Annotated in this window: 8 protein-coding genes; 6 read left to right on the top strand and 2 right to left on the bottom strand. The window is 49.1% G+C overall.

What is annotated here, in order from left to right; all coding sequences use genetic code 11:
• Nucleotides 1-56: 56 nt before the first annotated feature.
• The 3 genes from ACFSO0_RS00040 to ACFSO0_RS00030 all read left to right on the top strand — a co-directional run bounded on the left by ACFSO0_RS00040 (nt 57) and on the right by ACFSO0_RS00030 (nt 7,267).
• The gene (locus ACFSO0_RS00040; RefSeq protein ID WP_376874792.1) at nt 57-806 is read left to right on the top strand and encodes a WecB/TagA/CpsF family glycosyltransferase; all 750 of its coding nucleotides are present in this window, start codon (nt 57-59) and stop codon (nt 804-806) included.
• A gap of 15 nt (nt 807-821) precedes the next feature.
• Nucleotides 822-1,922: a glycosyltransferase family 4 protein gene (locus tag ACFSO0_RS00035; protein WP_376874483.1), complete on the top strand. Its 1,101-nt coding sequence runs from the start codon at nt 822-824 to the stop codon at nt 1,920-1,922.
• A gap of 149 nt (nt 1,923-2,071) precedes the next feature.
• Nucleotides 2,072-7,267 carry an Ig-like domain-containing protein gene (locus ACFSO0_RS00030; protein ID WP_376874480.1) on the top strand — a complete coding sequence of 1,732 codons (5,196 nt, stop codon included), beginning with the start codon at nt 2,072-2,074 and terminating at the stop codon, nt 7,265-7,267.
• Between the two features lie 63 nt (nt 7,268-7,330).
• On the opposite strand, the gene ACFSO0_RS00025 is transcribed toward ACFSO0_RS00030, so the two are convergent.
• Together ACFSO0_RS00025 and ACFSO0_RS00020 are read right to left on the bottom strand one after the other, a co-directional pair.
• Complete coding sequence (locus ACFSO0_RS00025; RefSeq protein WP_376874477.1) at nt 7,331-8,008, bottom strand: hypothetical protein; 678 nt, start codon at nt 8,006-8,008, stop codon at nt 7,331-7,333.
• A gap of 89 nt (nt 8,009-8,097) precedes the next feature.
• Nucleotides 8,098-8,751, bottom strand: coding sequence for a YigZ family protein (locus ACFSO0_RS00020; RefSeq protein WP_376874474.1), 654 nt, complete (start codon nt 8,749-8,751; stop codon nt 8,098-8,100).
• Nucleotides 8,752-9,038: 287 nt separating this feature from the next.
• Between ACFSO0_RS00020 and ACFSO0_RS00015 the strand changes: the two genes are divergently transcribed.
• From ACFSO0_RS00015 to ACFSO0_RS00005, 3 genes are all read left to right on the top strand, one after another.
• Nucleotides 9,039-10,358: a TolC family protein gene (locus ACFSO0_RS00015; RefSeq protein ID WP_376874471.1), complete on the top strand. Its 1,320-nt coding sequence runs from the start codon at nt 9,039-9,041 to the stop codon at nt 10,356-10,358.
• 346 nt (nt 10,359-10,704) lie between these two features.
• Nucleotides 10,705-13,944, top strand: coding sequence for an S-layer homology domain-containing protein (locus ACFSO0_RS00010; protein WP_376874468.1), 3,240 nt, complete (start codon nt 10,705-10,707; stop codon nt 13,942-13,944).
• 137 nt (nt 13,945-14,081) lie between these two features.
• Nucleotides 14,082-16,826 carry a beta strand repeat-containing protein gene (locus tag ACFSO0_RS00005; RefSeq protein WP_376874465.1) on the top strand — a complete coding sequence of 915 codons (2,745 nt, stop codon included), beginning with the start codon at nt 14,082-14,084 and terminating at the stop codon, nt 16,824-16,826.
• The last annotated feature ends 464 nt before the right edge of the window (nt 16,827-17,290 follow it).

The following is a 17,290-nucleotide window of genomic DNA, read 5'->3' as shown; positions in this document are numbered from 1 at the left end:
CCTTTCTTTTCAGGTAAAATGGCAAGTGGGCAACTTATGCATTGAAGGTGAAAACATTGACCAGGCAGGTCGCAAAAATATTGGACGTACCGTTTTCTACACGGGGCTTTCGCGAGAGCGTCGCATACATGGTCGACAGGATCGAGAGCGGCGCGCGCACGCATGTCGTGACCGCCAATCCGGAAATCGTCATGCTGGCGAGAGAGCACCAGGACTTTCGCTCCATTGTCGAACAAGCCTATGTAGTTCCGGACGGCATCGGAATTGTATACGCGGCCAAATGGACGAATCAGCCGATCTATGAGCGCGTTACGGGGGTCGAGCTGCTGGAGGCGTTGATGGCCGAAGCGGATCGGCGCCGTTGGAGAGTATATTTGTTGGGAGCGCATCCGGATGTGATCCGCCTGGCAGCCGAGAAGCTGACCGAGCGTTATCCGGGCGCGGGCGTCGTCGGGTATCGGGACGGATATTTCCGACAAGACGAAGAAGAGCAAATCGTGAAGGAAATCGCCGGGAAACGGCCCCATCTTCTTTTTGTGGCGCTGGGGGCGCCGCGGCAGGAGTATTGGATGGCCAAGTACCGCGATCAGTTGAACGCTTCCCTGATGATGGGGGTAGGCGGCAGCTTCGACGTCATTTCCGGGAAAGTCAAGCGCGCACCTGCCATGTGGCAAAAACTGCATCTGGAATGGTTCTATCGGCTGCTGTCCCAGCCATCCCGCTGGAAGCGTCAGCTCGCCATTCCGCGGTTTGTCCTGACAGTCTTGAGAGAAAAATGGAGTAGCCGCTCCCGGATGCACCCGTAGAGAGGAGAACAGTCGATGTCTACATTAATCCTCGGATTTTTGACTTCGCTGATCATATCATTTATCGCAACACCCTATGTGAAAAAACTGGCAGTCAAGGTAGGAGCAGTAGATGCGCCGAACCAGCGCAAGGTACATACGCGGATCATGCCGCGGATGGGCGGGCTCGCCATTTACCTGGGCTATCTGGTCGCGTTCTTCCTGTTTGTGCCGTACTCGAGCATGGGGGAAATGCTGGGGATTTTCATCGGAAGTACCATTGTCATGATCGTCGGGATGCTGGATGACAAATACCAGCTCTCCCCGAAATGGAAGCTGCTTGGCCAACTGGTCGCGACCGCGCTTGTGGTTGTTCCCTTTGGCCTGAAAATCGGAGTCGTCAATCTCCCGTATACCGGCAGCATTGACTTCAGCAGCGGCTGGCTGTTTTGGCTGGCGATCCCGATCACGATGTTCTGGATTGTCGGTGTGACCAACGCTGTCAACCTGATCGACGGCCTGGACGGCTTGTCCGCAGGTGTCTCCGCGATCGCCACGGCGACGATGGCCATTATGGCCTTGCTCATGGGCGATTACAAGGTCGCCACCTACTGTTTTGTGCTCCTGGGTGCCATCATCGGTTTTCTGTACTTCAACTTTCACCCGGCCCGCCTGTTCATGGGCGACACCGGTTCGCTCTTTTTGGGCTTCAATCTGGCCGCCCTGTCGATCATGGGATTCAAAGAAGCACTGTTCGTTTCCTTCATCATCCCGATCGTCGTACTGGGCGTTCCGCTCTGGGACACGTTCTTTGCCATCGTGCGCCGGATTGTCAACAAAAAGCCGATTTCCAGCCCGGACAAAGGGCACTTGCACCACTGTCTGCTCAACATGGGCCTGTCGCACCGCTCCACAGTGCTGACCATCTACTCGATCAGCGTCTTCTTCGGTACGATGGCGATTGTGCTCACCAAGACGACAAAATGGACAACCATCATCGTCATGGTGCTGCTGCTGATCGCAACCCACCTGGGCACCGAGATCGTCGGCCTGGTAAGCCGCCGCCACCGCCCGTTGATCAATGCGTATCGGCGGTTGAAAATCAAGCATGCCGAGCAACAGCGGCGTACGAACTAGAAGTCTGGGAGTCTCTGCATTTGAGAATGCGGAGGCTTTTTTATTTGTCGCTAATTGACAGATTTCCCTTAACTTTTATCCGAGAAAAACCGATATAACAAAGGATGAAACAAATTATTGTCAGACGTTTTTTGGGAGAGGTGAAATGAGTGCCTGGAAGAATTTTTGGTAACAAGTCATGGATTTCAGCCGTGCTTTCTTTTTTGTTGCTCGTGACAGCCGTGCTGCCGTTCGGAGCAGGCATCGCACATGCCGCCGGCGGAATTACACTGATCGGATTCAGCAACTCAACATCTGCTACGAATCCCCATATTTATTATTCGCCTACGCTTACCCTGCAGGGGACGTATGGACTGGACATCAATGGGGATGACCTGCGTTATACCGTATCCACGCTCAATGGCACGCAGCCATCTGACACAAGCAGCATCAAGCCGAAGCTGGATACGGTTACGCGGACGTTTACCTTTGACAATATCAGCCTGACGCCAGGGGTAAACAAGATTTCGTTTTATGAAAAAAATGGAAACACGACGACTGACCTGGTCAGTCTGTATGTGCAGTACAACAATACGCCGCTGATTTCCAATCTGAAGTTGAACAGCGTGTTTTTGGAATCCGATCCGACCATCGTGGAAGTAACTTCGACGCGCAACTTGACCCTGGCTCTTTCGGGGAAGGCGAATAACGCCGATAATATCGTGGCGATCAACAAAACGACGGGGAAAACGTTCAGTGACGATGTCAACACATCCGGAAATTTCTCCGTTGATCTCGAAACCCAGATCGGGCTCAACAATATTGACATTCACGCCTACAGCCAAAACAAGGAAGTCGCGTTGATCAACCGCAACGTGCTGGTTATCCCGAAGAGCAATGTGCAGGGAACCTCCGACCAGTTTTACGACGTGAAAATAACAGAGATAACGACGGGCAACCCGGAAACAAAGATCAGCCTGATCCCTCCAGCGAAAAATGAACTCGTCCAGACTGTAGCTGGAAATGATTTTGAGATCACAGGGAAACTGTTGATCAAGCTTCAACCAGGAGCCACCGTTCTGGACTCCACCGTCAAGGACACTGTCGCACCGGATGCTCCGCTGGTGAGTCCGGTCAACAGTAGCAGCACGACCGTGACAGGAACGACAGAAGCAGGCGCTACGGTAACGGTAAAAAAAGGTGCGGCGACGCTCGGCACTTCAGCGGCTGCAGGTCCTGATGGCAGCTACTCGGTAACGATCACTGCCCAGCCGGCAGGAGAAACGCTTTCCGTAACAGCAAAAGACGCATCTGGAAACGTAAGCTCCGCCACAAATGTTACGGTAAATGCAGCAGCTGACACTACGCCTCCTCCCGCTCCAGTTGTAGCCCAGGTAAAAGATAACAGCCTGGCTGTAACTGGTACGGCGGAAGCGGGATCTGCCGTTACAGTCAAGCGAGGCGCGGTTGCGCTCGGATCGGCATATACAGCAGGAAACGGGGTTTTCTCGGTCACCATTCCAGCACAGCCGACAGGCACCCAGCTTTCCGTAACGGCAACGGATGCGGCAGGCAACGTAAGCCCGGCTGTGGCAGTTCCGGTCGATCCTGCTACTGGTTTGACAGACACGACCGCTCCGGACGCTCCGGTTGTCAATCCTGTTGACAGCGACGACACCGCTGTGACAGGGATAGCGGAAGCAGGGACCAATGTAACGGTTTATAATGGAGCCATTACGCTAGGTTCCGCGACTGCAAATGCAGACGGCAGCTACTCGGTTACGATCAGCTCCCAGGCAGCGGGAACCACTCTTACAGTAAAAGCGGCAGATACTGCTGCACCACCGAATGAAAGTGCGGGAACCGATATTACGGTTGCGGTAGCGCCTGTTGTTTCCACTCCGGACACGACAGCTCCTGCTGCACCGACCGGATTGCCTGCGTCTATTGACAACAGCGCCACAACCATCTCCGGCAATGTACTGCCTGCAGACGGAGTGACAACTGTTACAGTAAAAAGAGGTGCCGTGGTACTTGGCTCTGCAACGCCGGATGCTGCAGGTAACTTTACTGTAGTCATTACGCCGCAAAGAGTCGGGGATGTGCTTTCGGTTACGGCATCTGATGCAGCTGGGAACGTAAGCAATGCGCAAGAAGTGGACGTTACCCCGAAAAATTCACTTACGGTTACGTTGGACAGGCGCGATACTTCGGCAGCATCGGATGATATTCAGGGAACGGGTGTTACCTTTACCCCGATTGCCAATAGTACGATTTCTTCAGAGTATAGGCTCTACGACGTTAAAGCGACTCTGGATGATGCGGATTTCGATGAAGACGGCGTATATGAGACGGTGTTGAAGTATGAAACGCAGAAATACGATGCTTCAACATTGACAAATATTGTGACGGAATCGACGGTGGCGAACTTCCCTTATCAGATTGTCTTCAAAAGCCAGAACGGGAAACGCTTCGGGACGGTTACGGACATCTCAAGCCCTACGCTGCGATTCCCGATCAAGACAGATGGCAGCGTCAATGTGGTAAATGTTTTGCCAGCCAAGGTGGCAATTGAAACGTTTAACATGAGCACTGCCAAGTCCGATTACGAAGTCTACTTTAACAACAGCCTCACGCCCATCAAAGAAGGTGCCGGTAATGACTATGTACTGTCTTTTACCAATGATGAGGCGATCGATCCAAACATGGATGCGGATAGCACAAGTGATCCGATGGCAGTATTTGAATTTTTAAAGCTGCCATCCAACGAGACGAATGTCAAAGTGAAGTTCAACAACTCGACACCATCGGATGACACGGATGACAAGCAAATCTCGTTCAAGCTGAAACCTGAAGTGGTTCCATCGTTGCTGTTTTACTACACTGCATCTGGACAAGACAAAGTCATTGACAGCACGTTGGAGATTACAGATCCTAGCGTTTCCAATTTTGTAGTGGACAACGACAGATTTAAAGGGAACATTTACAACTACAAGCTGACAACGTCGAATATGAAGGTTACGTTGAATGGCAGCCCGGTCAACTTCGCTCTTTCACCGGACCCGAATACGACAGACAACATCATTCCGTTTGAAGTAAACAAAAATCAATTTGTGAATAGCGGTTCGTGGATTTTCAAGCAGGGCAGCAACTCCCTTGTCTTTGAACTGCTCGACGACCCGAATGTGAAGTTCACCTACAACATCATATACAACACGGAGAAAACTCCGAAAATCCAGGATGTAAAACTGAAGGTTGTTCAGGGGAAAGACGATGTGGAGCTGGAGAAGAACTCCTCTGATGAAGCATACAAAACATCGGCCCTCTTCCTGAGCGAGGTCTCCTTTAATGTGGCGAACGTAGAGCCAGGGGCTATTGTCAACATCACGAAAGACGGAAACCTGATCGCCAAATACAAATTGACCGATCCATCCGGTGACTGGGATTTCTTGAACAATGACTCCGATTACATCAAAGCGCGTGATGCAGCAATCAAAGGCAACACTTCTGACCTGGGGCCGATTTTCGATGACAGCACCTTCTCGGAAGCGCAAGATATCAACAACAAATTCTCTTTTAAGGCTCAAATGGGTACGGACAACTACGGAGATGATCTGATAGGAGAATTGAGCGGGGACATGGGACTCAACAGCGACGAGTTGGAAAACCGGCTGAAGCTGTTCCCGTTGACTCTCACCAAAGGCGGAAGAACCAGCTATCAGATTGAAATCGTACAAGGCTCGATCGCAACGCGCCAAACATTCAGCATTGATCAGGATACACAGGCGTGGACGGTCATTTCTCCGACAAAATCGCAAAATGCACCGTATGTCACGGTAAATACCAACTCCGTGCCAATCAAGGTTTTTGCGGAAAAGGCGACCAAAGTATTGTTCGGAAAAACCGAAGCGGTTGCGTACAACACGAACGATCCGGATTTCAAATACGATCCGGATACAGGGAAACTGGTTCCTGAAACGTACTACGTGTTTGAATCCAATGTTTCATTGAAACCGGGGTTAAACACCATCAAGTTTACGGTAATGTTTGGTTCAAACAGCCAAAATGGCGAAATCAAGATTTACAATATCAACTCGGCAGTAGGCGGGGCGGAAAGCAGGGATGTTTTCGGCAAGAAGACAGCGTTCAGCGTATTTGAGAAAGCATTCGAGCTGAAATTCCCTTCCGGAACGGTTCTGCTCGCACCATCCAACAACCGTGTCGGGTCGGAAATCAATATGCCTTCCACAGACATTTTCACGGATGTTCCGCTCTACTTCGGGATTGCAGACCGTACCAACGGTCGAATCTCTTTGGATGACGACGATCTGAAAGACGACATGGAAGATCTTCTGCGCATTTCTTCGGATTTCAACTATGCAAGCCCCCTTTATTACGTGGATGCAGGGAACTCGGAGCCGGGCAGCGCAGAGGGTGACGATGACAGGCAACCGGGTGGCCGTGATCCGTATTTTGACGGGACCGTAAATAATGTTGAGATGAAGCCGTTTATCAAGCGTTGGAAAGACAACCTGGTTCCTAGCAAAGTGGGAACGGTCACGATCAAGTACGACAGTTCCATCGTGAACGCGGCAAACAACATCCTGACCGTGTTCTACAATAACGGGGACGAGTGGACGAACCTTGGCGGTGTAGTCAACACCGGCAAAAAGACGATAACCGTGCCGTTCAAAGGCTTCGGTTACTACTTGGTGATGAAGACCAGGGAAACGTTCTCGGATGTCATCACTCATCCGTTTGCCCGCGATGCAATCGAGACGTTGTATGCCAAAGGGATTATGAACGATGCCCCTGGCAGCGGCTTTGGTACCGAATTGAAGATTACGCGCGGCGAATTTGCGACGATGATGGTAAAAGCGCTGGATTTGCCGATCAACGCCGGACCGTATGAAGACAACAACGAAAACAATCCGGCTGAACCAACCTTTACAGATGTCCGTCCTAGCGACGATGACTGGAACTACCAGTACAAATATATTGAGACGGCTGCACGGGCGGGTATTATTCGCGGAAAAGACACGCGTGCTTTCTTCCCGGACGATCCGTTGACGAGGGAAGAAGCAGCGATTATCATGGCGCGTGCACTGAATCTCAAGCTGGGGACTCCGGAGGCAGCAGCTCTGTCACTGGGCAAAATGTTCACTGATGGACAACAGACCGGCTACTATGCGGCACCATCCGTATTGGCGATTACCAAGGCCAAGATCATGAACGGTATACCAAACGATACAACAGCCAAAAAACCAACGTATCGATTCAATCCCAAAGGCGACCTGACTCGCGCCGAAATGGCGGTTATCACCCTTCGCATCATGCAGCAGCTCAAAAAACTTCCAAAACAATAGCGCTGGGGTTTCGCCTATATAGCCTATATAATAGTAGAAAAGCTGAAGAGGTCATTTGCCTCTTCAGCTTTTTTCATAAGTATCCATCCGCTCGCGCATGAGAAACAGCTGCTTTTCGTGTTCCCAGACCTTTGTATCGAGGAAGTTGATCGACTTTTGCATAAGTTGTTCCTGGGAGTGCAGCTCGCGGAAGTCCGCATGGAAGTCGTCAAAACGCTTGCTGGTATATCCCACCTTTTGAATCAGGTCAGCAGTCATTTCTTCTACGCGATGCAGGAGTACCTGCTGTTGATCCAATCGCCCCTCGGCCTTGTCCAGTCGCTTCTCGACCTTATCCAGCTGCCCTTCGACTGCACCCAAGCGTCCTTTGACCTCATCCAGCTGCCCTTCGACTGCACTCAAACGTCCCTCGACCTTATCCATCTGCTCCTCGAGTGCACTCAAACGTCCCTCGACCTTATCCATCTGCTCCTCGACTACACTCAAACGTCCCTCGACCTTATCCATCTGCTCCTCGAGTGCACTCAAACGTCCCTCGACCTTATCCATTTGCTCCTCGACTGCACTCAAACGCCCCTCGACCTTATCCAGTCGCTCCTCGACCCTGCCCAATCGCACCTCAACTTTATCCAGCTTCTCCTCAACCCTGCCCAATCGCTCGTCCATCCGTTCCAGCTGTTTCCCCAACTGTCCTTGAAACTCCTCCAGCTTGTCAAACAAGTCCTCCAACGATTTCCCCACAAAGACGCCCCCCTAATGAGTATACGCACTTGAGAAGATACTCCTGTCAAGAACATCGTAACGAAAGACAAATTCACCCGCAAGCAAAGCTATTCCTCATCCCCGACCGCTTCCACGGGAACCTCTACATACTCTTTCTCCCCCCGCGCAATCTTCGCCTGCCCATTGGTCAAGTCGATCATGCCGGCGATAAAATCGTCCTGCTGCCCATCCGGAATCAGCACATGGGCGGTGACGCGATCCGTATAGTCTGTCCCTACGACCCGCTGTCCGGTCAGCCGCAGCTCGTTTTCGACCTTGCCCCACCAATGATAGTCCACGTCCACAGAAATTTTTTGGTGCAAAGTATGCACCACGATCTTCGCAGCCTTCAGGGCAATGACAGCCCCAGCCGTGTAGGCCCGGACCAGACCGCCGGCTCCGAGTTTGATCCCCCCGAAGTAGCGCGTCACGACGACCACCGTATCTTTCACGCCATTTTTTTTGATACATTCCAGGATAGGCTTGCCCGCCGTTCCGCTCGGCTCGCCATCGTCGCTCGAACGCTGGATCTGGTCGTTTTCTCCGATGACGAAGGCCGAACAGTTATGAGTCGCGTCCCAGTGCTTCTTTTTGATCATCGCGATGAAGGCGGCAGCTTCTTCTTCCGTCGTCACGCGTTTGGCATAGCCGATGAAACGGGAACGCTCGATGACGATGACGTCCTCGCCGTAACCGGCTACGGTTTTATACTGTTGCAACATTGTCCATTCACCTCAAGAAAAGGATAGCATGTCGCTGATTGGTAAGCGAATCCTGAAATTTTTTTGACACATAATCGTATTACTCTGGGAAGCAAGTTGGGAATAAACAGGAGGGGAATGAGCTATACATGATACAGTGTGCCTGATTGTTTAGAAAATGATGGCATTGCGCTAATTTTTCGTGTACGAAACATTACTCTGTGATATAGTGATTTTGGGACAAACTGTGATATTTCAAGTGGTGAAAGATTTGATCATGAACACAACGGCAAAAGGAGTGGAAAAGAGTGAATTTCCCATATTCGAGCAAGAAATGGATGTCCATTAGCTTGGCAGCCGTTCTGACTACGGCGATTGGCGCAGGAACCTTGACGGCATCTGCAAATACACCGGCGACTGAGCAAACAGGTACCCAGGCGGCTGCAACAGAGCAGGCAAAAGAGGCAAATGCCGCGACGACTGCTGCTCCATCGACAGCAACGACCGATGCGAAAGGACAGGACACCTCTGCAGCACCAGCGAGCCAGACAGCACCAGCAGCGACAACTGCTACGACACCGGCTGATACGACGAAGCCAGCTGCTGCAACGCCAGCTGCAGGCGTAGAAGAGCTGACGTTGGAAAAAGCTGTTCAACAAGCACTGGAGACCAACGCTACTTTGGCGACAGCCCGCCTCGATGCGAAAAACGCGGACCTCAACCAGATGCTGTCCTACAAATCGTCGGCTGACATGCCATCTGACATGATCGAGTCCCTCGATGCGGCGAAAGCCAAGTACGTCAGCAATGCCCAAGGCGAAATGACCAAAAAGCTGAATGCTCTGCAAGTGAACGCCACCGAGAGCAAAATCAAACTGGGTGCCCAGCAAGCCTACTACAATCTGATCTTTGCCCAGGATGACCTGGAGCTGAAAAAACAAAGTTTGTCCCGCGCTCAAACGCAGCTGAAAGTGGCAAAAGCGGCCTTTGATGTAGGAACCAAAGCGAAAACAGATGTGCTGCAGGCCGAAATGGGCTTGGCAGGCGCACAGGCGAACCTGACCAGCGCGCAAAACGCAGTGGAAGTTGCCCGCATGGACTTGAACGATTTCCTTGGAGTAGACCTGACGAAACAATGGAAGGTCGTGTCTGTGAACAAACAGACGGCGCCAATCAAAATCACTTTGGAACAAGCTCAGGAAGAAGCCCTGTCCAAGCGTATCGAAATGACGAAGGTGCAGGAAGAGCTGAACTTGGCCGAGCTGAACGTGAAGCTGATCGAGGAGTATTCCGCCCTGTCCACGTACCAGGGCCGCGTAGCGCGCAACAACATGGAGAAGGCCAAGCTGGCGATCGAGGAGCAAAAACGCGCAATCAACAAAGAAGTAGCCCAGGCGTACCTGAACCTCAAAGCAGCGCTGGAAGCGATCGATTACCAAAAGAAAGCGAAGGATTCGGCAGCGGAGAGCTATCGCCTGACCAACCTGCGCTTTGAAAACGGTCTGGCAACGACTCTGGAAGTGATTCAGGCGGAAGAAGAATTGTCCAACCGCGAAAACCAATACCAGAAAGCCGTGCTCCAATACAACCTGGCTGTTGTAAACTTTGAAACAGCTCTTGGTAATTAAACAAATTTTTTAACGTTTTGAATGGAATTGGAAAAAGGTTCAATGGTGACATGCCGTCCGGCGTACCCTATAATACGAGTTGTGGCGGATGTCACTGCGTACATATCACAGGTGAATACGACCATGAAAAAAATCTTTTAACTTTTTTTCCAAGGCGCCGCAACTTTTGCTGAGCTGAGGCGTTTAATAGGGTGTCACACGAAAAACGGGGAATTGTGTAAAAAAGATTCACGGATTCTAGCAATTGTGTTACACTAGTGATTGTTGTATTTTACACAATACTGAATATACTAGAAGTTTTTCACACCAAAAGCGAAGCTGTCCTGCGAAAGGAGGTGACACGCGCTTGCAGGATTCGGGCTTTAAAAAGAAAGATAGATTAACAACAAATATTCCCCAAGAACAATTTGTTTATACTAGAGGAGGAGAACACAAGGTTATGAAAAAGGTCGTTAACAGTGTATTGGCTAGTGCCCTCGCACTCTCCGTAGCTCCAATGGCTTTCGCAGCAGAGGACACAACTACTGATGCTCCTAAAATGGACGCTGCAATGGAAAAAACCGTAAAACGTCTGGAAGCTCTTGGCCTGGTAGCAGGTTATGGCAACGGCGATTACGGTGTAGACAAAACCATCACTCGTGCAGAGTTCGCAACTCTGATCGTTCGCGCTCGCGGACTGGAGCAAGGTGCGAAACTGGCACAATTCAACTCTACTTACACAGACGTTAAATCCACTGACTGGTTTGCTGGTTTCGTAAACGTAGCTTCCGGCGAAGAAATCGTAAAAGGTTTCCCGGACAAATCCTTCAAACCGCAAAACCAAGTTACTTATGCTGAAGCAGTAACCATGATCGTTCGCGCTCTCGGTTATGAGCCATCCGTTAAAGGTGTATGGCCAAACAGCATGATCTCCAAAGCTTCCGAGCTGGGTATCGCAAAAGGTATCGCTAACCCTAACAACGCAGCGGTTCGCGGCGATGTATTCAAAATGCTGGACAACGCTCTTCGCGTAGACCTGATGGAGCAAGTTGAATACGGTACTGACATCCGTTACGAAGTGAAAAACGAAAGCCTGCTGACGAAATATCTGGACGTTACGGTTCGTGACATGGAGTGGGCTCACGATTCCGATAACGATTCCGATGACTTGCCAGTAGTATCCAACATCCCGGCTATCGGTCTGGGCAAAATCAAGTCCAACGAAATTACTCTGGCTGGTAAAAACGCCGGTCTGGGCAACACTACTTACAAAGTAGCAGACGGTATCAACCCGAACGAGTTCGATGGTCAACACGTACAAGTGTGGATCAAAGACGACAAGGAAAACGTAATCGTCTGGATGGAAGGCTCCGAGGACGAAGATGTAGTTATGGACCGTCTGGGTACCTTCTACCTGAAAGGGAAAACATACAGCGACCCATCCAACCTTTCTTCTTCCGATCTGAACGATCTGAAAATCGAAATGGATGGCAACGGCAAATCCTACAAATTCACGAAAGACACTGACGTTACTTACAACTTCACTCGTTTCAACGATCCTGTAGATGGCCTGAAAAAAATCATCAAGGCCAACAACGCTGATGGCGGCTACACTTTCTCCGCAAAGGTCGTTCTGAACGACAACAACGAAATCAGCTACATCCACGTAATTGACGACCAAACTCTCAACAAGAGTGACAAAGGCGTCAAATACGGTTCCGAAGTGATCGAGAAAATCGATGCTGACAAGAAGAAAATTGACAACCTTGATGGCGGTAAATTCAGCGATCTGAAAGACCTGGATGAAGGCACCGACTTCCTGGTATTCCTCGATGGCAAACCAGCAAAACTGGCTGACCTGAAACCAATGGACGTTTACAGCGTGTACTACGCTGACGGTGATGACGACAAACTGCTCGTGTTCGCTAGCCGCGATGTAGTAGAAGGCAAAGTGGACAAAGTAGTTACTCGTAGCGCAACTGACATTCGTTTGACTGTTGGCGGCAAAGTATACCGTACTCGTACCGGTTCTACTTACTCCGACAACGCTAACAAAGACATCAAAACCCTCGACAGCTCCAACATTGATCTGCTGAACGATCTCGATGGTGAAGATGTAAAACTGTTCCTGGATCCATCCGGTCGTATTCGTCACGTTGAAACAAAAGACAGCGTAGACGATCGCAAACTGAAAGCAATCGTGACTCGCCAAGCTGTATACAGCGCAAGCGATGACGAGTATGCATTCACTGTAATGACCGAAAAAGGCAAGAAAATGTCTATCTCCCTCCCGGCGAAAGACATTGAGGACAAAAATGGTAAAGACTTCGACAAAAACGGTGACGAAGACAGCTTGCCAGACATCCTGACTCCTGGCAAAGACAAAAACAGCATTGCTTTTGTAGAAGTAACCCTGGACTCCAAAGGCGAGCCAAGCAAAGTAAAACTGCTGGATACTTCTGATCTGAAATATGCTGAAGGCAACAATTGGGATAACATCGCTGACGAAGACGACGATGTAGTCGGTGACGCTGAAGTAAAAGATGATACTGCAATCTTCAAAATGACCGGCTCGATTGAAGGCAAACGTCCTGAACTGAAAGATGCTGGCATCGCGAAGTTCAAAGACATTGCAGACGAAAACGACCTGAAAGTTTACTACCTGCTGGATAAAGATCACGAAGAAGTAGAAGCAATCTTTGTAGTAGATGGTAAAGGTTTGGGCGGAGATGCTCAATTCGGTTATGTACTGAACTACGGTACCGTTGGCCGCGAAGACAGCATCAACGTTCTGACCAAAGACGAGTCTGGTGCAGTTGTTGAGAAAGAGTTCAAACTGGATGACGATAAAGATGGACTGCTCGACAATGGCATCAAGCGCGGTGACTTCATCAGATTCGATCTGAACTCCGACAATGAAGTTGTTGTTGACGATGTAGTGGAAGTTATCGACGGCGCTATCAACTCTATCGATGCGAAACTTGCACTGGATGAGTCCGAGTGGGAAGACAACAACATCGACAAGATCGTTGTAGCTCAAGTTGACGACGTAGATGGCAACACCATCACTTCTACTCGCGGCGAAAAACTGTACACGCAATCTTCTACTGCATACATCGATGCTTGGGATGACATCACTGGTATCGACGGTGTAGACGACGGCGATCTGGTATTCCTGATCGACACGGACGATGACGGTTCCCGTTTCGACTACGTACTGGTAGTTGGTACTCAAGACTACATCGATGAAGAAGACATCACTCAAGAAGAAATCGATGCTTTCCTGGATCAAACTCCAGTAGATCCAGGTAATGGTGGCGGAAATGACACTTGGGATGCTGTTGACTCCAACGTTGATGGCGTGAAGATGGATCTGTTCGGTGTATATCTGTACTCTGTAACTGCTGATCTGAAAGTAGATGCAGATGAAGTAGACAGCGCTGAACTGACGATCGGCAACGAAAAAATCACCGATTACGAAATCGCTAATGGCAAAATCACCTTCAAAGCGAACATCTCCACTAACAGCACTGAAGGTACTCTGGTAGTAACCAGCAAAGATGGAAAAGAAGATACTGCTAAAGTGAAATTCACTGCTAAACAATAATCTTCTTACCACTTTCGCAAGAGTTCAAGGAATGAAATAGCTTAGCACAGAGGGAGTGATGCTCCCTCTGATGCTACCTACATAATCCTTGAGCCTAAAAAAGAGACTTCCTATCAAAACATACGGAGGGGTAGTACGTGAATAAAAAAGTAGTTCTGTCTGTATTGTCTGCTACGTTTGTTGCAAGCATGGCAGCTTCTGCCTTCGCAGCGCCAAACTCTGGCCTTTACATCGGCGGCAATGTTAAACATTTCTATTCTTTTGATAACTTGATTGGCCTGAGCAGTGCAGGTCTTGCTCAGTACAAAGCTGACATGGCAGCAATCGGTACCGACTTCGATAACCTGGTATACGTGGCCCTGGACGGCAAAGGTGCTTCTGTCTCCGAGATCCTGGCTGCATCTTCCCTGGAAGACGCAACCAAAGATCCGCTGAAAAAAGATGACTTCGCAGACGTATACAGCACAATCGACAAAGACGGTAAGGTAGCTGGTACTTACGATGCTCGTGCGAATGTTGATGGGGATGACACACCTGGCGAGCTGAAAGTTGAGTCTGTAAGTGCTATTAACGCTATTCAACTCGAAGTTAAATTTGGTGCAGCAGTTGATGAAGATTCCGCTGAAGATGTAACAAACTACACTATTCAAGGAACTCAGCTGAGCACACCAGATAAAGCTGTTCTTTCCGAAGATGGAAAAACAGTAACTCTTACTCTGAACAACTACGGTGCACTTACTAACAAAAATGCATACTCTGTTGAAGTTGACGGAGTAAAAGGAACAGATGGAACAGCAGTACCTAAGTACACCACTTCCTTTGTTCAAAATGACGCAACTGTAGCAGATGTTGTTTCTGTTGAAGCAAAAGCAGGCTCTGCCGGTACAAAGACTTTCAAAGTGAAGTTCTCCGAGCCTGTAGCAGCTGCTGGTTCCGTTTACGTGGACGGTCAAGCAGCGACTGTAAGCACTCTTAGCAGTACAGACGCGTCCCTTAACAAGGAAATCACTGTTACCACTTCTCAAACGCTTGCAGCAGGATCTACTCATACTGTACGTGTAGCGTCTTTCACTGACTATGCAGGTAACGTGTTGGTATCTAAGGAAGTTTCCTTCACTGTTGAAGGAGATACAACTGCAGGTAAATTCGTTTCCGCTACACCAGTTAGCGAAGACGTAATTAAATTGACTTTCGATAAGGAAGTAGACCCTGCAACGATTCCTGGAGCAACAAACGGTACTACATTCACACTTACAAAGTTGGGTGGAACTTGGACCGGTTCTGCAGTTATCGATCCAGATGATGCAAAATCTGTTCTCGTAACTGTAAACACTCCTGGATACAGCTCTACAGTAACTTCTATCAGCCCTTACGTAACACTGAAAGGTCTGAAAGATGTTAATGGAAACACAATTGAGGATGTAGTTGATCGTCAAGTTACACTGACTGCTGATACTACAAAACCTGCATTCGTAAAAGCGACTGTAGCTGCAGATAACCAATCTGTACTTGTTGAGTTCAGCGAAGAATTAGCTAACGCAACGGTTACAAATGCGGATGCTTCTGCACTTACTGTTGTAAATAGTGAGGGAGTAGATGTAACAGGATCTGTGTTTGGTGCAGGTCAAGGTTTTGACCGAGCTACAATCGTAGATGCCAAAGGTGTAGCTGCTGCTCCTGGTACTGATACTAAGTACATCAAGTTCGCTAACGCAGGTGGTAACACTCTCGCAAAAGGAACTTACACTGTAACTTTGCCAGCTAGCAGCGTAACTGACACTGCATTGGCTGCTAACGCGAACGATACAGTACAGTTTACTTTCACAGTAAACGATCTGGGCAACACTACTCCAATTACAGCTGCTGTTGCAAACGAAACTGTAAATCCAAACGGAACTTACTCCTTCGAAGTTAACTTTGGTACAGTAGTAAACGATACTGCTCGTAACACAGCTAACTACACAATTGACGGTCAAGCGTTGCCTGCTGGTTCTAGCATCGTGTTCACTAGCACCACTAAGGACACTGTACGTGTAACCTTGCCTGCAGGTACGTTCACAGCAGACGCTACTAAGAAACTTGCTGTAATGAACGTTGAAAACTCTGCTGGTACCCGTATGACAGCACCGCAATTGCTGAACATTAACGTTCTGGATAACACCAAACCAACTCTCGTTAAAGCAGAAGCAACCGCTGATAACACACTGGTACTGACCTTTAGCGAACCGGTAACTCTGGTAGATGCTGACGGTGGTGCAGGTGCAGAACTGACAATCGGTAGCTGGACTTACGATGCTAACGTTGCTGGTGATGGTGCAGCTACATCTGAACTGAACAATGTTGTAACTCTGACTAAAGCAGGTTTGGGTGCTGAAGATCTTGCTGACACTGACCTCGTGATCGCAGCTGGAGCTTTTGCTGATAAGAGTGGTAACACCAATGGAATTGCCGCTATTACGGATGGCACAGTAGCAGATAAATTCGCAATCGCGCCAACCGCAGTAGTTGGAAACCATGGTACTAACGATGATGAAAACGGTGCTGAAATCACCATCGACATCACTGAAGATGCCAATGCAGCAACAGATATCGCGGCTAAATATGATATTTACATCACAGCTGCATCTGCACCAAACCTCTCCACTGTAGCAGATGTTGAAGCACAGCTGACCAAGTTGGTAAGCTGGGACGCTGCTGTAGATGCTGCTAAACTCAACACGGCAACTGCACTTCCTGGAACAATCGCTACCCTCTCTGATGGAACTGCTGTTGCTACCTTCAACGGTGACGTCGACATCTATGTTGTAGTAACTGACAAAGCTGGTAACAAGGCTCTGTTTGCCGATACTACAACTGTTGAAGCTATCAACGTAGCTGACTAATTAACGGTAGGATTGGTGCTTGTCACCCCCCCAAATCAGTCGAAAGGGTCTGTCTCGAAAGAGGCAGGCTCTTTCATTTTTTTATAAGGGAACTCACTGAAAAGCTCTCTGCAAGCTCACCGCATTTCCTTTCCCCTTACATGTCCACCAGTAACTTTGTAGCCATGGCAAGCAAACGCGTCAAACTTCCCTTACTGTAAACTATGAAGAATGAAGTCAGTTGAACACTCTGCCCTACTCTTCACATCCAAAAACCGAACAAACGTTTCCATTTGAATTTCATTGATATATTATTAATGAGAATATGAGAGAAAGGAGGCAAAAAAACGGCTCACGTCCACTCCAACGTTTACGAAACAAATACATAAACGTATACATCTACGTTTTCGTAGACGTACACGTAGATGAAAACGAAACATCTGAGTAGGAGTGGATAAAATGAGAGAAAGTATCGGATCAATGTT

The sequence above is a fragment of the Brevibacillus sp. GCM10020057 genome, assembly GCF_042683565.1.
Classification (GTDB): Bacteria; Bacillota; Bacilli; order Brevibacillales; family Brevibacillaceae; genus Brevibacillus.
This window is presented reverse-complemented; position numbering and strand designations above follow the sequence as displayed.